Origin of the sequence: Cronobacter sp. JZ38 (assembly GCF_008932145.1) — a bacterium.
Classification (GTDB): Bacteria; Pseudomonadota; Gammaproteobacteria; order Enterobacterales; family Enterobacteriaceae; genus Cronobacter; species Cronobacter muytjensii.
This window is the reverse complement of the sequence record NZ_CP017662.1, coordinates 1,060,993-1,081,292: the sequence shown is the minus strand read 5'-3', so window position 1 is coordinate 1,081,292 and position 20,300 is coordinate 1,060,993. Positions and strand designations below refer to the sequence as shown.

19 protein-coding genes and 1 tRNA gene are annotated in these 20,300 nt (G+C 55.6%); 9 read left to right on the top strand and 11 right to left on the bottom strand.

The annotated features are described in order from the left end of the window. Window positions 1-230: 230 nt before the first annotated feature. A complete protein-coding gene (locus tag BJP61_RS05100; protein ID WP_171997926.1) occupies window positions 231-1,268 on the top strand; it encodes a LacI family DNA-binding transcriptional regulator in 1,038 nt (345 codons plus the stop codon). Here BJP61_RS05100 and lysA read toward each other — a convergent pair. Next, complete coding sequence (gene lysA / locus BJP61_RS05095; RefSeq protein WP_171997925.1) at window positions 1,245-2,507, bottom strand: diaminopimelate decarboxylase; 1,263 nt, start codon at window positions 2,505-2,507, stop codon at window positions 1,245-1,247. The genes BJP61_RS05100 and lysA overlap by 24 nt on opposite strands. 277 nt (window positions 2,508-2,784) lie before the next feature. Between lysA and BJP61_RS05090 the strand changes: the two genes are divergently transcribed. Further along, window positions 2,785-3,723 carry a LysR family transcriptional regulator gene (locus BJP61_RS05090; protein WP_075193725.1) on the top strand — a complete coding sequence of 313 codons (939 nt, stop codon included), beginning with the start codon at window positions 2,785-2,787 and terminating at the stop codon, window positions 3,721-3,723. Here BJP61_RS05090 and BJP61_RS05085 read toward each other — a convergent pair. Then, the gene (locus BJP61_RS05085) at window positions 3,674-4,402 is read right to left on the bottom strand and encodes an aspartate/glutamate racemase (protein ID WP_171999243.1); all 729 of its coding nucleotides are present in this window, start codon (window positions 4,400-4,402) and stop codon (window positions 3,674-3,676) included. The genes BJP61_RS05090 and BJP61_RS05085 overlap by 50 nt on opposite strands. Before the next feature lie 151 nt (window positions 4,403-4,553). On the opposite strand from BJP61_RS05085, the gene BJP61_RS05080 reads away from it, so the two are divergent. Beyond that, window positions 4,554-4,877 (top strand): cupin domain-containing protein, encoded by a 324-nt coding sequence (locus BJP61_RS05080; RefSeq protein ID WP_038868047.1) that lies wholly within the window; start codon window positions 4,554-4,556, stop codon window positions 4,875-4,877. A 55-nt stretch (window positions 4,878-4,932) separates the two neighbouring features. On the opposite strand, the gene wzz(fepE) is transcribed toward BJP61_RS05080, so the two are convergent. Beyond that, entirely contained in the window at window positions 4,933-6,075 is a 1,143-nt protein-coding gene (wzz(fepE), locus tag BJP61_RS05075; RefSeq protein ID WP_161579699.1) for an LPS O-antigen length regulator Wzz(fepE), read from the bottom strand. Window positions 6,076-6,160: 85 nt separating this feature from the next. Next, window positions 6,161-6,406, bottom strand: coding sequence for a hypothetical protein (locus BJP61_RS05070; RefSeq protein ID WP_171997497.1), 246 nt, complete (start codon window positions 6,404-6,406; stop codon window positions 6,161-6,163). Window positions 6,407-6,674: 268 nt separating this feature from the next. Between BJP61_RS05070 and BJP61_RS05065 the strand changes: the two genes are divergently transcribed. From BJP61_RS05065 to BJP61_RS05045, 5 genes are all read left to right on the top strand, one after another. Further along, a complete protein-coding gene (locus tag BJP61_RS05065; RefSeq protein ID WP_007663765.1) occupies window positions 6,675-7,565 on the top strand; it encodes a sugar ABC transporter permease in 891 nt (296 codons plus the stop codon). Then, window positions 7,558-8,472 (top strand): carbohydrate ABC transporter permease, encoded by a 915-nt coding sequence (locus BJP61_RS05060; RefSeq protein WP_038868043.1) that lies wholly within the window; start codon window positions 7,558-7,560, stop codon window positions 8,470-8,472. Before BJP61_RS05065 ends, BJP61_RS05060 begins: the two co-directional genes overlap by 8 nt. A 12-nt stretch (window positions 8,473-8,484) precedes the next feature. Continuing rightward, complete coding sequence (locus BJP61_RS05055) at window positions 8,485-9,612, top strand: ABC transporter ATP-binding protein (protein ID WP_075193728.1); 1,128 nt, start codon at window positions 8,485-8,487, stop codon at window positions 9,610-9,612. Between the two features lie 13 nt (window positions 9,613-9,625). Further along, entirely contained in the window at window positions 9,626-10,915 is a 1,290-nt protein-coding gene (locus BJP61_RS05050; RefSeq protein ID WP_038868039.1) for an ABC transporter substrate-binding protein, read from the top strand. A gap of 70 nt (window positions 10,916-10,985) precedes the next feature. Beyond that, a complete protein-coding gene (locus BJP61_RS05045; RefSeq protein WP_075193730.1) occupies window positions 10,986-12,116 on the top strand; it encodes an oligogalacturonate lyase family protein in 1,131 nt (376 codons plus the stop codon). A gap of 456 nt (window positions 12,117-12,572) precedes the next feature. On the opposite strand, the gene kduD is transcribed toward BJP61_RS05045, so the two are convergent. After that, window positions 12,573-13,334 carry a 2-dehydro-3-deoxy-D-gluconate 5-dehydrogenase KduD gene (gene kduD, locus BJP61_RS05040; RefSeq protein WP_038868035.1) on the bottom strand — a complete coding sequence of 254 codons (762 nt, stop codon included), beginning with the start codon at window positions 13,332-13,334 and terminating at the stop codon, window positions 12,573-12,575. A gap of 624 nt (window positions 13,335-13,958) precedes the next feature. On the opposite strand from kduD, the gene BJP61_RS05035 reads away from it, so the two are divergent. Next, window positions 13,959-15,137 carry an oligogalacturonate lyase family protein gene (locus BJP61_RS05035; protein WP_038868034.1) on the top strand — a complete coding sequence of 393 codons (1,179 nt, stop codon included), beginning with the start codon at window positions 13,959-13,961 and terminating at the stop codon, window positions 15,135-15,137. Between the two features lie 259 nt (window positions 15,138-15,396). On the opposite strand, the gene BJP61_RS05030 is transcribed toward BJP61_RS05035, so the two are convergent. From BJP61_RS05030 to BJP61_RS05005, 6 genes are all read right to left on the bottom strand, one after another. Continuing rightward, complete coding sequence (locus BJP61_RS05030; protein ID WP_038868032.1) at window positions 15,397-16,077, bottom strand: oligogalacturonate-specific porin KdgM family protein; 681 nt, start codon at window positions 16,075-16,077, stop codon at window positions 15,397-15,399. A gap of 388 nt (window positions 16,078-16,465) precedes the next feature. Next, window positions 16,466-17,647 carry an acetyl-CoA C-acetyltransferase gene (locus tag BJP61_RS05025; RefSeq protein WP_171997924.1) on the bottom strand — a complete coding sequence of 394 codons (1,182 nt, stop codon included), beginning with the start codon at window positions 17,645-17,647 and terminating at the stop codon, window positions 16,466-16,468. A gap of 151 nt (window positions 17,648-17,798) precedes the next feature. Continuing rightward, window positions 17,799-18,419, bottom strand: a complete 621-nt coding sequence (locus BJP61_RS05020) for a helix-turn-helix domain-containing protein (RefSeq protein ID WP_171997923.1) — start codon at window positions 18,417-18,419, stop codon at window positions 17,799-17,801. 161 nt (window positions 18,420-18,580) lie between these two features. After that, window positions 18,581-19,201 (bottom strand): LysE family translocator, encoded by a 621-nt coding sequence (locus BJP61_RS05015; protein ID WP_038868025.1) that lies wholly within the window; start codon window positions 19,199-19,201, stop codon window positions 18,581-18,583. 530 nt (window positions 19,202-19,731) lie between these two features. After that, window positions 19,732-19,959, bottom strand: coding sequence for a hypothetical protein (locus BJP61_RS05010; RefSeq protein ID WP_171997922.1), 228 nt, complete (start codon window positions 19,957-19,959; stop codon window positions 19,732-19,734). A gap of 215 nt (window positions 19,960-20,174) precedes the next feature. Continuing rightward, window positions 20,175-20,248 (bottom strand) — tRNA-Gly (locus BJP61_RS05005). Window positions 20,249-20,300: the final 52 nt, after the last annotated feature.

Sequence of the window (20,300 nt, the reverse complement as noted above, 5' to 3'; positions counted from 1 at the left end):
CTTTTTTGGTATGCCAAAAAATAGGATCGCCACGCGCAATTATCTGTGACACTTCTCGCACAAACGAAGATTGGCATTCCAAATAATCAAAACGGCAATATTTGGCATACCAGAACTTTATAAAATCCTATCAGCGACCTGGCGACAGAGCGCGGCGCGCCCGCCCCCTTTACCGTCCGGCTTGTGTGTTAAACTCCTTCGAATAGCGATGGCAACGGGAGCGTAAGGGAATGGTAACAATGCGGGATGTTTCACTGCGGGCTGGCGTTTCCAAAGCGACCGTATCACGCGTGCTGAATAACACCGGCCAGGTCAAAGAAAGCACCCGCACGCAGGTTTTTCGCGCCATGGAGGAGTTGGGATACCGCCCTAACCTGCTGGCCCGATCGCTTGCGCACCGCACCAGCAACAGTATTGGTCTGGTGGTTTCAAGCTTTAACGGCTTCTACTTCGGGCGTCTGTTGCAGCAGGCGTCGCGGCAGACCGAAACGCACGGCAAACAGCTTATCGTCACCGACGGCCACGACACGCCCGCGCGCGAGCTGGAAGCCGTGCAGATGCTGGCAGACCGCCAGTGCGACGCCATCGTGCTCTACACCCGCCATATGAGTGAAAACGCGATTATGGAGCTTATTCATCACACCCCCGTGCCGCTGGTTATCATCAACCGTGACGTCAGCCAGGCGCGTGAGCGCTGCGTTTTTTTTGAACAGCAGGACGCCGCGTTCCGGGCGGTGGAATACCTGATTGAACAGGGGCACAGGGAGATAGCCTGCATTACGGTGTCGCTCGCCACGCCCACCGGTCAGGCGCGCCTGCTGGGCTACCGCCGCGCGCTGGAAAAACACGGCATCGCCGGCGACGAGGCGCTGATTAAAAATGGCGATTCCACCATGAGCGGCGGCCATGCGCGTTGTCGGGATCTGCTGGAAAGTGGCGTGCGCTTCACCGCGCTTTTCGCCTGCAATGACGATATGGCGCTGGGCGCCTCGAAAGCGCTTTACCGGGCGGGCCTGCGCATTCCGCAGGATGTATCGCTGTTCGGCTTTGACGACGCGCCGAGCGCCGCGTGGCTTGAACCCGGGCTCTCGACGGTCTGTCTGCCGATTGAAGATATGATAACGACCGCGATTGACAGCGCGATCCGGCTGTCGCGCGACGAGCCGCTCGCCGCAATCCCGCCGTTTACCGGCACGCTGGTGTTGCGGGACTCTGTCGCGCCGGGGCCCTACGCCGCCGCGCCGTTAAAAGCGCTCAAGCGCCAGTAACTCCTCAATAGTCTGACGGCGGCGAATAGTGCGCGCCTCGCCGTTTTCCAGCAGCACTTCCGGCAGCAGCGGACGGCTGTTGTAGTTCGAGGACATCGACGCGCCATACGCGCCGGTATCATGCAGCACCAGATAATCGCCCGGACGCACCGCCGGCAGCGCGCGGGTTTCCACTTTGCCGCCCTCCTGTTGGGTAAAAACATCGCCCGATTCGCACAGCGGCCCGGCGACCACGGTCTCCAGCAGCGGCGCATCGCGCAGATCGCGCCCATCCGCCGCCAGCGCGGAGATATGGTGATAGCTGCCATACATTGACGGGCGCATCAGATCGTTAAAGCCCGCGTCGATCAGCACGAAATGACGCGATCCCATCTCTTTCACGCTGCGCACCTGGGCCACCAGCACGCCCGCCTCCGCCACGAGAAAACGGCCCGGCTCGATCTCAAGCTTAACCGGATGACCAAAGTGCGCGGCTATCTGCTCGCGTGCGCGGTTCCAGAGCCCGTAATAGTGATCAGTATCGATGGTTTCGTCGCCTTCCCGGTAAGGAACAGATAGCCCGCCGCCGGCGGAGATAGCGTCCAGATCCTGACCATACTCAATCACCTGGCTTACCATCGCGCCGCATACCTGCTCCAGATGGCCATAATCGACGCCGGAGCCGATGTGCATATGCATACCGACCAGTTTCAGCTGATAACGCTGCATAACCTCAAGCGCCGCCGGAAGATCGCTGTACCAGATGCCATGTTTGCTGTTCTCGCCGCCGGTATTGGTTTTCTGGCTGTGACCATGACCAAAACCCGGGTTGATACGCAGCCAGACGCGATGCCCAGGCGAGACCGCGCCGAGCTGTTCCAGCATATCCACCGAGCCCGCGTTAACCGGCACGCCCAGTTCATGCACGCGGGCGATGGTCGCGTCGTCGAGCACGTCTGCCGTAAACACGATGTCATCCGGATGCTGGCGCGGATCGTAACCCGCCGCGACTGCGCGCTCGATTTCGCCAAGCGACACGGAATCCACTTTCACGCCCGCCTCGCGCATCAGGCGCAGGATATGGATATTCGAGCAGGCTTTCTGGGCGAAACGAATAACGTCGAACTGACGCAGGCGATCGATTTGCGCGCGGATGATAGCCGCGTCATAGACCCAGACGGGGCCGCCAAATTGCGCGGGCAGCGGCAGTAAAGTAGCGGCATTCAGGGCGCTGTCGGTGTGGTAAAGAGAACGTGGCATGGCGAGGCTCCTTTAAGCTAATGCCTCTATTACGCCATAGCCGTTAACGAAGAAAAAATATCGATTTCTCGTGAGTCTATGCAAATATGATATGGGTTTGTGAGGGCGAAGCCGACAGCGCCTGGCCGGTTGGGCAGGCAGGCGCACCGGTGCTACGTATGACGCTGACCTGGAGAGCGGGTACGCGAAGCGCCCCGCCCCCGCGCCGCCATCAATAAGGCGGGCTCTCCCCTGTGGGGAGGGACAAACATTCACGCTTTACGAACAAGGAAACTCCATGCCAGGCGTCACGCTTCGCCATATCGAAATTTTCCACGCGGTCATGACCGCGGGCAACGTTACGGAGGCGGCGGCGCTGCTGCGCACTTCGCAGCCCACCGTCAGCCGCGAGCTGGCGCGATTTGAAAAGCTTATCGGGCTGTCGCTTTTTACCCGCGCCCGCGGGCGGCTGCACCCTACGGTGCAGGGGCTGCGCCTGTTTGAAGAAGTTCAGCGTTCCTGGTACGGGCTTGACCGCATCGTCAGCGCGGCGGAAAGCCTGCGCCAGTTCCGCCAGGGCGAACTCTCCGTCGCCTGCCTGCCGGTCTTTTCGCAATCGCTGCTGCCGCTGCTGTTAAAGCCGTTTCTGGATAACTATCCGGAAGTCAGCCTGAATATCGTGCCGCAGGAGTCGCCGCTGCTGGAAGAGTGGCTCTCCGCCCAACGCCACGATTTAGGGATAACGGAAAACACCGCTACGCCCGCCGGCACCGAGCGCCAGACGCTGCTGACATTAAATGAAGTGTGCGTGCTGCCCGCAGGGCATCGCCTGGCCGATAAACCCCAGCTTACGCCGCAGGATTTCGCCGGTGAGAATTACATCAGCCTGTCGCGCGCTGACAGCTACCGGCAACTGCTTGATTCGCTGTTCCAGGAGCATAACGTGCAGCGGCGCATGGTGCTGGAAACCCACAGCGCCGCGTCGGTCTGCGCGATGGTACGCGCGGGCGTCGGCGTGTCGATAGTCAACCCGCTCACCGCGCTGGATTATGCGGCGACGGGTATTGTGGTGCGCCGCTTCAGCGTGGCGGTGCCGTTTACGGTCAGCCTGATCCGCCCGCTGCACCGCCCGGCTTCCGCGCTGGTGGAAGCGTTCAGCCGCCATTTGCAGCAGCAGATGGCCGGACTTAGCGTAACGCTTGAGGCGATGCTGGCGAGTCCTGGTCACCCAGCATGAAATTTACCGCGTCGGCGGCATGCAGCGCGGCGGTGTCGAATACCGGCAGCGGGCACTCCTGCGCGCCCAGCAGCAGGCCGATTTCGGTACAGCCAAAAATCACGCCCTGCGCGCCGTTACCGGCGAGGGTATCAATCTGCTGCTGATAGTAGCGCTTTGATTCCGCGGTGATTTTACCAAGACACAGCTCTTCGAAGATTATCTGATTGATGCGCGCCCGTGCGGGTTCGTCAGGGATAAGCGTCTGCACGCCGAAGCCCTGACTGAGCCGCGCGCGATAAAAATCCTGCTCCATGGTATAGCACGTGCCGAGCAGCGCCACCTGGCGTAGCCCCGCCGCGTTAATCGCGCGGCCCGTGGCGTCGGCGATATGTAAAAACGGCAGCGGACAGCGCGTTTCTATCTGATGCGCCACTTTATGCATGGTGTTGGTACACAGCACAATCGCCTGCGCCCCGGCGCGTTCAAGGCCCAGCGCCGCCTGCGCCAGCATCTCGCCCGCTTTTTCCCACTCGCCGCTCGCCTGGCAGGCTTCTATCTCGTGAAAATCGACGCTGTGCAGCAGCAGTTGTGCGGAGTGCAGCCCGCCCAGACGGTCACGCACGCCTTCGTTGATTAAGCGGTAATACGGGATCGTGGATTCCCAGCTCATACCGCCCAGCAAGCCTACTGTTTTCATCATTGCCTCCTTGTGTCCACACCGGGTTATAACATGCCCGCAAAGAGGAACAAATGTGATCTGCCCGCCATTTCCCGGCGTGGCGCGTTCTTTTCTTTTTCTCGCCAGGATAGATTAAATGAAACAACGTTTCACATATTCGAGGCGAGCCATGTTTATTTATCACAACGAGACCACGCTGGAAGATTTAGGCAACGGCGTGACCCGCCGCATTCTGGCGCACGACGGCAAGATGATGGCGGTGGAAGTCAATTTTGACGCCGGCGCGGTCGGCCCCATGCATAACCACCCGCATGAGCAACTGACCTATGTGCTTTCCGGCGAATTTGAGTTCACCATCGGCGAAGAAACCCGCCGCGTCAGCGCAGGCGACACGCTGTATAAAAAGCCGAATATCATGCACGGCTGCGTTTGTATTACGCCCGGCACGCTGCTCGACACCTTTACGCCGGTGCGGGAAGATTTTTTGAAATAACCGCGCCAGTAAAAAAGCCGCCCAAAGAGGCGGCTTTTTTGTCTGCGAGGGCGCGTCAGGGGAGCAGCGCGTCGGCGTGCGTCTCACGCTCCGCCATCGCCTGGCGCTGCGCGAGCATATCGCGCATCAGCACCGTCGCACAGGCAATAATTAAGCCCGCCAGCGCCATCAGGATAACCACCAGCGCTTTACCTGGCCCGTCGCTTTTCACCGGCAGCGACGGCGTCATCTGATAGTGGAAAGGCAGGAAATCCACCTCGGCCAGATTCAGTTTTTTCAGCTCCGCCAGGCGATATTCGCGGCTCTGGATGGCGCTGTTAAGCGCCGTGACATCGCTGATTGAACGCTCTATTTGCAGCTTCTGCGCAAGCCCATCTGCGCCGAGCGCGATTGAGTAATCCGGGTCATCCTTCACGGCCTGCCCATTGCTGTACACCGGCTTTTTAATGCCCGCCGCGTTAGCGACCTGCAACGAGTAATTAAGACGCTGAATCGCAATTTTGTGTTCGTTATTCAGGTTGTTACGCTCAATCTCCAGGCGGCTTTCTTCCGATTTCACTTTCAGCTCAATAGTGGTGCGCAGATTTTCCAGCACCTCACGCTGTACCGCCAGTGCCGCGTAATTGATGTACTCCTTTAGCACGCGCTGCGCGTCCTGCGCTTTCGGCGCGGTAAAGCTCAGCGTCCACGAGCTGTAAGGCGAGGCGGTTGGCGATTTCGGATCGTCATTGGACTGCATTTTAATGCGCTGCGCCACCATCGTAATGGCGCGCTGAAGGCTTTCGGTATCGCCCTGCGCGCTTTTTACCTGTTCCTGCACCCACGGCGAGGTACGCAGGAATTTCTCCTGCAGCGCGCGCGAATCGAACTTTTTCAGGAACATGTTTTCCAGCGACGCGGCATCAATCGCGGCGTCCGTATCCAGCACCTGCAGACTCACCAGCATACGCTGCAGCTCTATCAGCTGTCGCGTCTCCGGTACAGAGACCACCGCCTGGCTGGTCCATTTCTGCGGCAGCAAAAAAGCCACCGCCAGGCCCATGACGATAAACAGCGCGGTGATGGAAAGGATCATTTTGCGGGATTTGAAAAGGACCTCGATCAACGCAATCAGATCTATCTCCGTGCGCTGGCGGTCAAGAAGCGGGTAATCCGTGGCGGGGGTCAGCGGATTATTTTTAATATCTATCGATGACATAGTGAGTGAGACGCTTTATTGGCTGCTATTAATGAAGTCGAAATTATTAGTTATGAAACAATATGCAGGCAAATTGTTTCATCAATCAAATATATAAAATTAAGAAAATTGACGGGCGTACAAGGGTATCCCTTTGACAAAACAAGAAAAGTTGTGCAAAAAAGAAAAACATATCCGTGTTCTGAAGAAAGGTCATACGTCCGTATTCATCATTATCGCGAATAATTAAAAGCCAGCGCAAACGATAATTTGCCTCCCTACCAGAAGTTGTATCGCCCCGCCGCCTGAAAAATAGCGCTGCTTCAAAAATCTGGAACAGCGTTTCGACCATGATCACATTTCCGCCATTTATCGAATGACGTCGAAATAAATAGCAATAAGATAAATTAAAACGCTGTTTTAGAAACAAGAAACGCCGGTTCAATAAAATATAAAAGTCGCGATCTTCATCACACTACGATCGCGCATTTTCATCACGACACCGTTATTTACAGCGCGGCAGACAGGCCGCCCGCATGTTCGCGGGTCTCGCGCCTTCGCTGTCGCACGTTGCTCGACCCGAATCCGATTGATGAACCCTTAATGCCAGGTAGGTATGTATGAATGAAAACAAGCTCCTGGGTCTGGCCTGGATATCACCCTACATTATCGGGTTGATAGTCTTTACGGCCTTCCCTTTTGTTTCCTCTTTCGTGCTCAGCTTTACCGAGTACGATTTAATGAATCCGCCGGTGTTTAACGGTATCGAAAACTACCGTTACATGCTGATGGATGACGATCTTTTCTGGAAATCGATGGGCGTTACCTTCGCCTATGTGTTCCTGACCATTCCGCTGAAGCTCGCCTTCGCGCTCGGCATCGCCTTTGTGCTGAATTTTAAACTGCGCGGCATCGGCTTCTTTCGCACCGCCTATTACATTCCGTCGATTCTCGGCAGCTCGGTCGCTATCGCCGTGCTGTGGCGCGCGCTTTTCGCCATCGACGGCCTGCTGAACAGCTTTATCGGCGTGTTTGGCTTAGACCCGGTGAACTGGCTCGGCGAGCCGTCGCTGGCGCTGATGTCGGTCACGCTGCTGCGCGTCTGGCAGTTCGGCTCGGCGATGGTGATTTTCCTCGCCGCGCTGCAAAACGTGCCGCAGTCGCAGTATGAGGCGGCAATGATCGACGGCGCGTCGAAGTGGCAGATGTTTATGAAGGTTACGGTGCCGCTGATTACGCCGGTTATCTTCTTTAATTTCATTATGCAGACCACTCAGGCGTTCCAGGAGTTTACCGGCCCTTACGTCATTACCGGCGGCGGCCCGACTTACTACACCTATCTGTTCTCGCTTTATATCTACGACACCGCCTTTAAATATTTCGATATGGGCTACGGCGCGGCGCTGGCGTGGGTGCTGTTCCTGGTCGTGGCGCTCTTCGCCTCTATCGCCTTTAAATCCTCGAAATACTGGGTCTTCTACTCCGCCGATAAAGGAGGCAAAAATGGCTGATATCCAACAAGAGCAGCTGACGCCGCGCGCCGGGATGAGCGCCGCCGACCGCGAAGTGGCGCGCACTCTGCGTCGCGAAAAAGTCAGCCGCGCGATTCGCTACGTGATTTTGCTGTTTGTCGGCCTGCTGATGCTCTACCCGCTGGCGTGGATGTTCTCGGCATCGTTTAAGCCCAACCACGAGATTTTTACCACGCTCGGCCTGTGGCCGACGCACGCGACCTGGGACGGCTTTATCAACGGCTGGAAAACCGGCACCGAATATAACTTCGGCCATTACATGCTGAACACGTTCAAGTATGTGATCCCGAAAGTGGTGCTGACCGTTATCTCCTCCACCATTGTGGCGTACGGCTTCGCGCGCTTTGAGATCCCGTGGAAGAAATTCTGGTTCGCCACGCTTATCGCCACCATGCTGCTGCCGAGCACCGTGTTGCTGATCCCGCAGTATCTGATGTTCCGTGAGATGGGCATGCTGAACAGCTATCTGCCGCTCTGGCTGCCGATGGCCTTCGCCACCCAGGGGTTCTTCGTCTTTATGCTGATTCAGTTCCTGCGCGGCGTGCCGCGCGACATGGAAGAAGCGGCGCAGATTGACGGCTGCAACTCGTTCCAGGTGCTGTGGTATGTGGTTGTGCCCATCCTCAAGCCCGCCATGATTTCGGTCGCGCTGTTCCAGTTCATGTGGTCGATGAACGACTTTATCGGGCCGCTGATTTACGTCTACAGCGTGGATAAATACCCGATAGCGCTGGCGCTCAAAATGTCCATCGACGTGACCGAAGGCGCGCCGTGGAACGAAATTCTGGCAATGGCGAGCATCTCCATTCTGCCGTCCATCATCGTCTTCTTCCTGGCCCAGCGTTACTTCGTACAGGGTGTGGCCAGCAGCGGAATTAAAGGTTAACAGGGGAATATCATGGCTGAAGTTATTTTCAATAAGTTAGAAAAAGTCTATTCCAACGGCTTCAAAGCGGTTCATGGTATCGACCTGAAGATCGCGGACGGCGAGTTTATGGTGATCGTAGGCCCGTCGGGCTGCGCCAAATCCACCACGCTGCGCATGCTGGCCGGGCTTGAAACCATCAGCGGCGGCGAAGTGCGCATCGGCGAAAAACTGGTGAATAACCTGGCGCCGAAAGAGCGCGGCATCGCGATGGTGTTCCAGAACTACGCGCTCTATCCGCATATGACGGTGCGCGAGAATCTGGCGTTCGGCCTGAAGCTCAGCAAGCTGCCGAAAGATCAGATCAACCGCCAGGTGGACGAAGCCGCGAAAATCCTTGAGCTTGAAGAACTGCTCGACCGCCTGCCGCGCCAGCTCTCCGGCGGCCAGGCGCAGCGCGTGGCGGTGGGCCGTGCGATTGTGAAAAAGCCGGACGTGTTCCTGTTCGATGAACCGCTCTCGAACCTCGACGCCAAGCTGCGCGCCTCGATGCGTATCCGTATTTCCGATCTGCACAAACAGCTCAAAAAGAGCGGCAAACCGGCCACCACGGTCTACGTGACGCATGACCAGACCGAAGCGATGACCATGGGCGACCGCATCTGCGTCATGAAACTGGGCCACATCATGCAGGTGGATACGCCAGATAACCTCTACCACTACCCAAAAAACATGTTCGTGGCGGGCTTCATCGGCGCGCCGGAGATGAACATCAAACCCGGCCTGCTGGTGGAAGAGGCAGGACGCCTGCTTATCTGCATCGGCGACGACCGCCTGGCGCTGACGCCGCGCCAGCAGGAGAAAGTAGCCGCCCGGGCCGGTCAGCAGGTCTATTTTGGCATCCGTCCGGAATACATCTCGATTTCCGATGCGCCTTACGCCGAGCCCTGCGGCACCGGCGAGATGGTACGCGTGGAAAATATGGGCCACGAGTTTTTCGTCTACCTGAAGGTCGCTGATTTCGAAATGACCTGCCGCATCCCTTCCGATGAAGCTAAGCCAATGATTGAAAAGGGCCTTCACCGCAAGGTGTATTTTAAGTTCGACATGAACAAGTGTCATATTTTTGACGCCAAAACAGAACAGAACCTCACTCTCTGACAGGAGTCTTATAATGAAAAAAGCCCTCGTTAGCACAGCGTTAGCCTCTACCCTCACTCTCTGCGCGTTCCCGTCGCACTCGGCGGAAAACGTCGAATTGCGTATGTCATGGTGGGGCGGCAATGGCCGTCACCAGGTGACCTTAAAAGCGCTGGAAGCGTTTCATAAACAGCATCCGGAAATCAGCGTTAAGCCGGAATACACCGGCTGGGACGGCCATCTTTCCCGTCTCACCACCCAGATTGCAGGCGGCACCGAGCCGGATGTGATGCAGACCAACTGGAACTGGCTGCCAATCTTCTCGAAAAACGGCGACGGGTTTTACGACTTAAACCAGGTCAAAGACGTTATTGATTTAAGCCAGTTCGATCCGAAAGAGCTGAAGACCACCACCGTCAACGGCAAGCTGAACGGCATTCCGATCTCCGTGACCGCGCGCGTGTTCTATTTCAACAACGAAACCTGGAAGAAAGCGGGCGTAGCCTACCCGAAAACCTGGGATGAGCTGATGGCCGCCGGGAAGGCGTTCGAGTCGAAACTCGGCAAGCAATACTACCCGGTGGTGCTGGAGCATCAGGATGTGCTGGCGCTGCTGAATTCCTACATGGTGCAGAAATACAACATCCCGGCGGTAGATGAAAAAACCAAAAAATTCGCCTACAGCAAGGAGCAGTGGGTCGAGTTCTTCGGTATGTACAAAAAGCTCATCGACAGCCACGTGATGCCGGACACCAAATACTACGCCTCGTTCGGCAAGAGCAACATGTATGAGATGAAGCCGTGGATCCAGGGCGAGTGGGCAGGTACCTACATGTGGAACTCCACCATCACCAAATATTCCGACAACCTGAAGCCGCCAGCGAAACTTGAGCTTGGCGCCTATCCGATGCTGCCGGAGGCGAAAGATGCGGGCCTGTTCTTTAAACCGGCGCAGATGCTCTCTATCGGCAAATCCACCAAACACCCGAAAGAAGCCGCGCTGCTGATTAACTTTTTACTGAACAGTAAAGAGGGTGTGGCGGCGCTGGGCCTTGAGCGTGGCGTGCCGCTGAGCAAAGCCGCGGTGGCGCAGCTGACCGAAGCAGGTGTTATCAAAGATGAAGATCCGTCGGTATCCGGCCTGAAGCTCGCGCAGTCGCTGCCGACGACGCTGCCGGTTTCGCCATATTTTGACGATCCGCAGATTGTGTCGCAGTTCGGCACCGCGCTGCAGTATATCGACTACGGTCAAAAATCCGTTGAAGACGCCGCCGCGGAATTCCAGCGCCAGGCGGAGCGCATCCTGAAGCGCGCGATGCGCTAAGGGCGGTTTTCTCACCCGCTATCCTGCCCCTGCGGGCAGGGTATTTTTTTGCCGGTATAAGGAACGCGTAATGGCTAAAAGCAAAACCATTCCCCTCTCTTTTGTGACCCGCAGGGACCGCGACACCGGAAACGAGGTGATTCGCCTGACGCCCCCGCATATCGTCTGCCACCGTAACTATTTCTACCAGAAATGCTTTACCCGCGACGCGCGCAAACTGATCTTCGGCGGCGCCTTCGAAGGGCACTGGAATTATTACCTGCTGGATCTCGATGCGCAGCAGGCGACGCAACTGACCGAAGGCGCGGGCGATAATACCTTCGGCGGTTTTTTATCAGCCGATGACCGCGCGCTGTGGTATGTGAAACACCAGCGCGAACTGCGCCAGCTTGACCTGGCAAGCCTTGAAGAGCGTGTCGTTTACGAAGTGGATGACGCCTGGGTGGCCTACGGCACCTGGGTGGCGAACAGCGCATGCACCGCGCTCGTCGGCATTGAGATTAAAAAAAGCGACTGGCAGCCGCTGACTGACTGGCAGAAATTTCGCGATTTTTATTTTACGCAGCCCGAGTGCCGGCTGATTCGTATCGATTTAACCACCGGCGAGCGGCAGGTGATTTTGCAGGAAAAACGCTGGCTGGGGCACCCGATTTACCGCCCGTTCGACGACGCGACGGTCGCGTTTTGTCATGAAGGCCCGCGCGATGTGATAGACGCGCGCATGTGGCTGATTAACGAAGATGGCAGCGATATGCGCAAGGTGCGCCAGCACGGGCCGGGCGAGAGTTTTACCCATGAATTCTGGGTGCCAGACGGTTCGGCGCTCTGTTACGTGGCGCATCAGGCGGGCGACGCGCAGCGTTATCTCTGCGCCGCCGACCCGACGACGTTAGAAAACCGTCAGTTAATGGCTATTCCGCCGTGCTCGCACCTGATGAGCAACCACGACGGCTCGCGCGTGGTGGGCGACGGCGCGCCGCACAAAACCGGCGCGGTCAGTCTTAACGATCCTTATATCTGGCTGTTCAACCTTAACGACAATACGCAGCGGGCGCTGTGCCGCCATGACACCTCATGGAAAGTGCTCGACGGCGACCGTCAGGTGACGCACCCGCACCCGTCGTTTTCGCCGGACGAGCAGTGGGTACTTTACACCTCTGATGTTGAAGGCATGCCGGCGCTGTATCTTGCGAAGGTGTGATGGCGAGTGGCGATTCAGCAAATGGCGGGCGCGCCGTTGACGTGCTTTCGCCCTCTCTGATGGGAAAATCGCCGGGGTGTGGAAATATGTCGCGTCGGTGAAAGCGTTCCGTTCGCCATGACACCCTCTCCCTATGTGCTTTTCCCTCACGCGAACGTGTAAAGGGGGCTCGCCGCCGCCCCCTCTGCAATCCCGGCTCCCGGCAGAAAATCGCCCCTTCGGGGGAGCCGCATCTCTTTCCCTCCGGTCACGGGTCGGGCAAGACAATACCTCCTGTATTGTCATGCCCTCGCACCGGCCTGCGGCGAAACGACGCGGCCGATTTTTTTAGCCGGAGCAAAACCATCTGACTTACCGTTTCCGTATTTTCCAGGGTGGGTACGCTACGCGCACCCACCATAAACGTCACCCACAAAAAAGCCTCCACGCGGGAGGCTTTTTCACAACCGGTGACGCTTAACGCGCCAGCCAGCCGCCGTCGACGGCGACGGTGTACCCGTTAATGTAATCGGACGCGCCTGAGGCTAAAAACACCACCGGCCCCATCAGGTCGCTCGGCAGTCCCCAACGCCCCGCCGGGATGCGGTCGAGGATTTCAGCGCTGCGCTGTTCGTCGGCGCGCAGCTGCTGGGTGTTGTTGGTCGCCATATAACCTGGCGCGATAGCGTTCACATTGATATTGTGCTTCGCCCACTCGTTTGCCATCAGGCGGGTGATACCCATTACGCCGCTTTTTGACGCGGTATAAGACGGCACCCGAATGCCGCCCTGGAACGAGAGCATCGACGCGATGTTAATGATTTTGCCGCCGTTGCCCTGGGCAATGAACTGCTTCGCCACGGTCTGCGACATAAAGAACACGCTCTTGATGTTCAGGTTCATGACATCGTCCCAGTCCTGCTCGCTGAAGTTAATCGCGTCTTCGCGGCGGATCAGACCGGCGTTATTCACCAGCACGTCGACATGGCCGAATTCCGCCACGGCGCGCTCGATAAGCTCAGGAATAGCGTCGATTTTACGCAGATCGGCCGTCAGGCTCAGAAAACGACGGCCCAGCGCGGTTACGCGCTCGATGGTTTCCGTCGGCTCAACAATGTTAATGCCAACAATATCGCAGCCTGCTTCCGCGAGGCCCAGCGCCATTCCCTGACCAAGACCGGTATCGCAGCCGGTAACGATCGCGACTTTACCCTGAAGAGAAAATGCATCCAGAATCATGTGTGTTTCCTTGTTAATCGAGCCTGCGTCAACAGGCGTGACCGGGATAAGACTGTCTGCCGCTTACGCCCTCTCTTAACGACCTCTGATCGATGCCATAAAACGCCCCGTACAGGAGCCCCGGCACGGGTCGCTTTACGCCATCTCACGATGACCACGCGTTAAGAAAGAAGGACCAATGATTGCCTGCCAAACAGCAAAACAGCGTTTCGTTTTCAACAATGCGATCATCTTAAACTTAGCGAAACAGGTTTTCAATTCTAAATAAAACAATGTTTCATTTTTTATTAAGGCTATTGTCAGAATTGATGAGCCGATCACGCTTACTTTGTTTTGTTTGCGCGCGCCGCTGAAAGAAATTTTCAAATAAAGATTAGTAATCAAATAGTTAATTAATAAATGCGTTACTGCGCCCCATCGTTTCCCGGGCTACAAAGGCGCAGCCAATTACCGTCAGATTTTCCGTTTGCTATACGGCTGACTGTCTATAAATGCGCTTTTTTGAAAAAACCAGGGTAAAAGTGCGCCCGCAGTCACACACATTGAAACGATGTTTTGATAATTTATTACTCACTTTTCGAAACGTTAACAGCGAACGCCAGCCGGCAATAAAAGGAGCAGAGTATGGCCAAAGGCATGCGGGTGAAGCTTCAGTATCAGGTGAGCATTGATCCGGATACCGGGGCGGAAATTACCCGTTTAACCCCACCGGAAGTGACCTGTCACCGCAACTATTTCTACCAGAAATGCTTTTTCAACGATGGCAGCCACCTGCTGTTTGCCGGCGAGTTCGACGGACACTGGAACTATTACCTGCTTAACCTGGAAAAGGCCGAAGCGGTTCAGCTCACCGAAGGCGCGGGAGACAACACCTTTGGCGGCTTCCTCTCACCGGACGACAAATTCCTCTACTACGTGAAAAACGATCGTGTGCTGCGCGAAGTTAACCTCGCCACCCTTGAGGAGCGTGATGTTTACCGCGTGCCGGAAGCGTGGGTCGGCTACGGCACCTGGGTCGCCAACAGCGACTGCAACAGGCTGGTCGGCATCGAAATAGCCAAAAGCGACTATGTGCCGCTGAGCGACTGGAAAATCTTCCACGATTTTTTCCACAAGGGGCCGCACTGCCGTTTGGTGCGTGTTGATCTGCGAACCGGTGCCAGCGAAACCATTCTTGAAGAAAAAATCTGGCTGGGGCACCCGATTTATCGTCCGTTCGACGACCATACCGTCGCGTTCTGCCATGAAGGCCCGCACGATCTGGTGGATGCGCGCATGTGGATGGTGAATGAAGACGGCAGTAATGTGCGCAAGGTGAAAGCGCACGCCGAAGGCGAAAGTTGCACCCACGAATTCTGGGTGCCGGACGGCTCAGCGCTGGTCTATGTCTCTTATCTTAAAGGTCAGCAGGGCCGCACCATTTATCGTTATCTTCCCGACAGCGGCGTGAACGAAGAAGTTATGCCGATGCCAGCCTGTTCGCACCTGATGAGCAATTTCGACGGCACGTTACTGGTCGGCGACGGCTCGGGCACGCCGGTGGATGTGAAGGACACCAGCGGCTACACCATCGACAACGATCCTTATCTGTATGTGTTTGATGTCGCGAAGAAAGCCTACTACCGCGTCGCGCGCCACGACACCTCCTGGGACACCTTCGCAGGCAGCCGCCAGGTCACGCATCCTCACCCCTCCTTCACCCCGGACGGCAACGCTATTCTTTTCAGCACCGATAAAGACGGCAAGCCGGCGGTCTATATTGCAAAACTGCCCGAACAGCGTGAAATGCTGAGAGTCGAATAACAAAAAAAGTCCTGTTTCCATCACTGATCTTGCCCTCCTCTCCTGGAGGGCTTTTTTGCTGCGCTTTGTCGCAATTAAAAACCCACAACAAATAAAGAACACCTTACAGATAAACTCTGCTGAAAATAATATTGGGCGAAACGCAAAAAAAACCGCCCCTGCATGGGCGGTGCGCTTGTGCTCAGGAGCAAGCTATCAGGAAACAGTAAAACAGAATGAATGCCCCCGTAATGGTGGGGGCAAAATGAGGGGGGAATTATCAGAAGCTATATGCCACGCCGACACGTAAACGCGTCTGGCGTTCATCGGTTTCTTTCACGCCGATATTGCCCACTTCAAAATAAGGAGACCAGTTTTTATCAATTTTATACGCCACTTTAGCGTTATATTCGTTGGAGTATTTTTTGCCGTTATTACGAGTAAAGCCCTCTTCACTCTGCGCGTAAACATAGTTCAGCTCGGTACGCCAGTCGCCCAACGCAAAGCCAACCCATGCATCGCCGCGGTTAACTTTATCGTCATCATCTTTACCTTCCGGCACGCGGGTATATTCATAACGGTAGCGTGCGGCGATATAGACGCCGTTATCAAAGCTGTACTGTACGTGAATGTTAGGCTTATAAATGGTTTTACTATCAACGCTTTCAATCGTAAAGGCCGGGGTAACCGCGATAGCGTCGGTCGCCTTCCAGCGCCAGCTAATCTGATCTTCATGGCCATTGCCGACCACTTCATTAAAAGGACGCGACTGGTCGTCGCCGCCGGTTTTCCATTTCGCTTCGACGGAAAAACCGAGCCCGTTATCAAAACGGTGTGAAACGGCAACGCGATCTGCGTTAGTGCCGCTATCAATATACTCATGACGTAAATCGACGGTAACCGCGTGTGCCGCGAAGGATGACCCACAGAGGACAGCAAGCGCCAGTGCTTTCTTAAACATAGAGTACCCTTAATAAAATGACGTTTCGTTTTTATGAAACTGCATTTTATTTTTAGGTAATATTATTTTAGTGATCCGGATCGTATTACCTTGTTTCAAAAATAACGAAAACAAAGCGCGTGATTTACTTCAATAAAAAACCAACAAAACACCGAAAAAAGGCGTTTTGAATCACAATTTATTTTGAGTGAAATTATAACGACGAATTTTTTAGGTAATAAATTGCGAATCACCTCAAATACCATAATAATCAACAACGCAATCGATTCGGGAGATATAATAACGTCAACAGCATTATTAGCAGCGAAAGGAAATGCGCTTTATCGCCAGTAGGCGGCAAAACGCACCGAAAAAGAGGGGGGAAAAACGAAGGAAAGGAAACGGCCGGTTAATCGCGCTCGATGGCCAGCGCCACGCCCTGACCACCGCCGATACATAACGTCGCCAGCCCTTTACGGGCCTGACGTTTTACCATCTCATGCACCAGCGAGACCAGAATACGGCAGCCGGACGCACCGATCGGATGTCCCAGCGCAATCGCGCCGCCGTTCACGTTCACTTTGCGCTCGTCCCACTCCAGCAGCTTGCCGACCGAGAGGGTCTGCGCCGCGAACGCCTCATTGGCTTCGATAAGATCGATATCATCAAGCCGCCAGCCCGCACGCTCCAGACAGCGGCGCGTGGCGTATACCGGCGCGATGCCCATCAGCGCGGGATCGACCCCGACGCTTGCGAAGGCGCGTATACGGGCCAGCACCGGCAGCCCAAGCGCTTGCGCTTTACTGGCGCTCATCATCAGCACCGCGGCAGCGCCATCGTTGATCGATGAGGCGTTGCCCGCCGTGACGCTGCCGGGATGTGCAAAGGCGGGAGACAAACGCGCGAGCCCTTCCGCGCTGGTGTCGGCGCGGGGCTGTTCATCGGTATTCACAACCAATGGCGCGCCCTGCGACTGCTCAATGACCACCGGCACAATCTCATCACGAAACCGGCCGCTGTCGATGGCCGCCCGCGCTTTGTGCTGCGAGGCCAGCGCCCAGGCGTCCTGATGCTCGCGACTGATGTTATATTCGCGCGCCAGGTTTTCCGCCGTCACGCCCATGTGATAGTCGTTAAACGCATCCCACAGCCCGTCATGCACCAGGCTGTCGATGAGATGGCCATTTTCCGGCGGCGCGCCGGTGCGGCCCTCGGTCAGCACATGCGGCGCGCGGCTCATATTCTCCTGGCCTCCCGCGATCACCACATCCGCCTCGCCACACTGAATCGCCTGTGTCGCCAGATGGAGCGCCTTCAGCCCGGAGCCGCAGACGTCGTTAATAGTGATAGCCGATACAGACCACGGGAGACCGCTGTTAAGCGCGGTCTGACGCGCCGGGTTCTGCCCGGCGCCTGCCGTCAGCACTTGCCCCAGGATCACCTCATCGACATCCTGTGGATTGATGCCTGTACGCCCCAGCAGCGCCTCGATAACGACCGCGCCGAGTTCCACCGCGGAACGGCTCGCCAGCGCGCCCTGAAAACAGCCTATAGGTGTACGCGCGGCCCCCACAATGACGACATCTTTCATGGTTATCTCCGGGAAGTGAACCGGGACATAGTAGCCGCTTGTTATAAAATAATTTCGTAAATGTTTAAAATTTGGTGAGGGCAATCACAAGGAATCTGCGCCGCGCCTGCCGCGGGCGGCGCCTTAAGGGAGGCAGGAAGGGGTTCAGACATTAATACCGTTCGGGCAGCCTGTTAATGGCTTTCAGACGTCCGCGCGAAATATCGACATAGTCGCCTTTCCTTAAGTCGCTGAACACTTTGAGAATATAACTCTGGGAAAGGTTAGTTTTGCTGCGAATAAAATCGCAGGCGTTAATTTCTTCGCGCTCCCGCTCATCTTTCGCGGCGAGTTCAATTAAACAATTGCGAATGAGCGTATAGGACTGTCGCCCCATGAAGTGATAGCTTTTCCAGTACAGCACGTCATAGTACCAGGAGACTACCTGTAATAACTCACGCCAGAGATGTTGCCCCTCGATCACCGCTTCAAATTCGCTACGGGGAATGATGAGCGCCTTACAAGCCGATTCCGCTTTAATCATGAAATGCTGGCTAAACTGATGACTACTGGTGACGCCGAGCAACTGCGGCCGGGTCGATTCAATCATCGTCAGGCTGTCCATGATGCGGTGCATCGACACCGAACCGCGCTGGATAGCAACGATATTATCGGGTTGCAAAGGAATATGCGCGCCGTTTGCAAAATGGCGGGGATCGCCGCTATTTTCCAGCGCGGTAATAAGGCGGGTAATGGCCTCTTCAGGCCGTTCGGGGAGCGGATAAGTTTCCATGTTAATAGCGCACGCCAGCGATAACGTTAACTATCAGCATAGTAAAAACCACGTCGCGTGCTGCCTCATTTTTTCAGAATGAGACGCCGCGACGATAAAACACGTAAGCAAGAGCTTATTTGGAAAAGACGCTTGCCGCCGCGCCCGGGTTAAGGGCGATATCAGCGTTTACTTAATGCCAGTTTGACGGCAAAAAGCAGGAAAACGCCACCGGTTACGCGATCCATCCACTTCACCACGCCCGGTTTTTTTAATATACCCGACGCATAGCGGGTGGCGACAATCAGCGTCAGCGACCAGATTGTACCGATCAGCGCATGGATGCCGACCAGCAGGAAAGTCCAGAGCATCGGCGAATGCCCCGCCGGGATAAACTGCGGCAGGAAAGAGACATAAAACACGCCCATTTTCGGATTCAGCACGTTGCCAAGCATGCCGCGTAAAAAGCTATTGCTCGCGCGCGTTTTATTGCTCTCACGGGGATCAAAGGTGGTGCGCGGACGCAGCAGAAGCTGAATGCCGAGCCAGCAGAGATAACCCGCACCGCACCATTTCAGGAGGGAATACGCCATTTCTGACACCGCGAACAGCGCCCCAAGACCAAATGCCACCAGCGCGCCCCACACAAAACAGCCGGCGTCGATACCCAGCGCCGCCTGCACGGCTTTTTTACCGCCGTCCGCCGCCGCGGTACGCAAAATGAGCGCCGTATCCAGACCTGGCGTCAGGGTTAACAGCGTCGCCGCAAGAACATACGCCAGCAGAGCATCAGTGACAGACATGTTTATCCTCCGAAAAGAAAAATCTTATAGAAGAAAAACAGGCCCGGCAATCAGGCATTTAATTACGCGGCGGGATAATAAGGCAATGTAATTTAATTGAAAAATAAAAGGTAAACGCATAGCGGAATAAGCCGGTCAGAAATTTCCGTTTTACGCTGCTTTCGTAATATTGTGCGCCATAACAAAATAACGGACTTGTTCGCCATTTTTACAGAGCAGTGCAAAACTCAGAACGTGAGAACGCAGACATCTGGCCCGGTCCTGAAGGTTCAGATTTCTGGTGACGCCATTAATTATTCAGCATTAGAATGGCTCCCGCACCCATCATTTTTCAGAGATATGTTATGAACACAAGGACGCTGCTTTTAGGTTGTTTCCTGTTAGCTGGTTCGCTGAATAGCGCAATGGCTGACAGCTGCAGGGCCAACATTTTTGGTGGAGAGGATTGCCGCTACGACGATGGAACAACATCCAGCAGCCGATCTAACATTTTTGGTGGGCAGGATACAAAATACAGCGATGGCAGGAGCTCAAGCAGCAGAGCCAATATCTTTGGCGGCCAGGATACGAAAAATAGCGATGGTAGCTCTTCGAGCAGCCGCGCCAATATCTTTGATGGCCAGGATACACGATACAGTGATGGCAGCTCTTCCAGTAGCCGTTCCAATATTTTCGATGGTCAGGATACGCAATACAGTGACGGCCACTCTTCCAGCAGCCGTGCGAATATCTTTGACAGCCAGGACACCATAAATCATTAATCGCTTTCCGGCATCATGACTAACAGGCGATGCGCCGCCTGTTTATGCTGATGCCGCGCCTTCGCTTTACCCACCGATCTCAATCTATATGACAGGCGTAATCAAGCCGCTGTCATAGCGCTGACCATCTTATGGTTAAGCAATGTGATTGCATCAAGGTGGCACAGGGGGCATTACGCAGTGAACAAGAAAGAAAGAAAGAAAGAAAATTCTGGAGCGGGCGAAGGGAATCGAACCCTCGTATAGAGCTTGGGAAGCTCTCGTTCTACCATTGAACTACGCCCGCGAAGAGGTGCGTTAAGCATTATAGGCTCTGGGCTACAGGTGACAAGCCCTTG

Bases quoted from the DNA above. Each gene is read 5' to 3' on its own strand.
- kduD (WP_038868035.1), bottom strand. From the start codon at position 13,334: ATGATTCTGGATGCATTTTCTCTTCAGGGTAAAGTCGCGATCGTTACC.
- BJP61_RS05025 (WP_171997924.1), bottom strand. From the start codon at position 17,647: ATGAAAGATGTCGTCATTGTGGGGGCCGCGCGTACACCTATAGGCTGT.
- BJP61_RS05030 (WP_038868032.1), bottom strand. From the start codon at position 16,077: ATGTTTAAGAAAGCACTGGCGCTTGCTGTCCTCTGTGGGTCATCCTTC.
- BJP61_RS05090 (WP_075193725.1), top strand. From the start codon at position 2,785: ATGCCAGGCGTCACGCTTCGCCATATCGAAATTTTCCACGCGGTCATG.
- BJP61_RS05070 (WP_171997497.1), bottom strand. From the start codon at position 6,406: ATGGTCGAAACGCTGTTCCAGATTTTTGAAGCAGCGCTATTTTTCAGG.
- BJP61_RS05065 (WP_007663765.1), top strand. From the start codon at position 6,675: ATGAATGAAAACAAGCTCCTGGGTCTGGCCTGGATATCACCCTACATT.
- BJP61_RS05085 (WP_171999243.1), bottom strand. From the start codon at position 4,402: ATGAAAACAGTAGGCTTGCTGGGCGGTATGAGCTGGGAATCCACGATC.
- BJP61_RS05035 (WP_038868034.1), top strand. From the start codon at position 13,959: ATGGCCAAAGGCATGCGGGTGAAGCTTCAGTATCAGGTGAGCATTGAT.
- BJP61_RS05080 (WP_038868047.1), top strand. From the start codon at position 4,554: ATGTTTATTTATCACAACGAGACCACGCTGGAAGATTTAGGCAACGGC.
- BJP61_RS05010 (WP_171997922.1), bottom strand. From the start codon at position 19,959: ATGATTTATGGTGTCCTGGCTGTCAAAGATATTCGCACGGCTGCTGGA.
- BJP61_RS05050 (WP_038868039.1), top strand. From the start codon at position 9,626: ATGAAAAAAGCCCTCGTTAGCACAGCGTTAGCCTCTACCCTCACTCTC.
- BJP61_RS05100 (WP_171997926.1), top strand. From the start codon at position 231: ATGGTAACAATGCGGGATGTTTCACTGCGGGCTGGCGTTTCCAAAGCG.
- lysA (WP_171997925.1), bottom strand. From the start codon at position 2,507: ATGCCACGTTCTCTTTACCACACCGACAGCGCCCTGAATGCCGCTACT.
- BJP61_RS05015 (WP_038868025.1), bottom strand. From the start codon at position 19,201: ATGTCTGTCACTGATGCTCTGCTGGCGTATGTTCTTGCGGCGACGCTG.
- BJP61_RS05045 (WP_075193730.1), top strand. From the start codon at position 10,986: ATGGCTAAAAGCAAAACCATTCCCCTCTCTTTTGTGACCCGCAGGGAC.
- BJP61_RS05060 (WP_038868043.1), top strand. From the start codon at position 7,558: ATGGCTGATATCCAACAAGAGCAGCTGACGCCGCGCGCCGGGATGAGC.
- BJP61_RS05020 (WP_171997923.1), bottom strand. From the start codon at position 18,419: ATGGAAACTTATCCGCTCCCCGAACGGCCTGAAGAGGCCATTACCCGC.
- BJP61_RS05055 (WP_075193728.1), top strand. From the start codon at position 8,485: ATGGCTGAAGTTATTTTCAATAAGTTAGAAAAAGTCTATTCCAACGGC.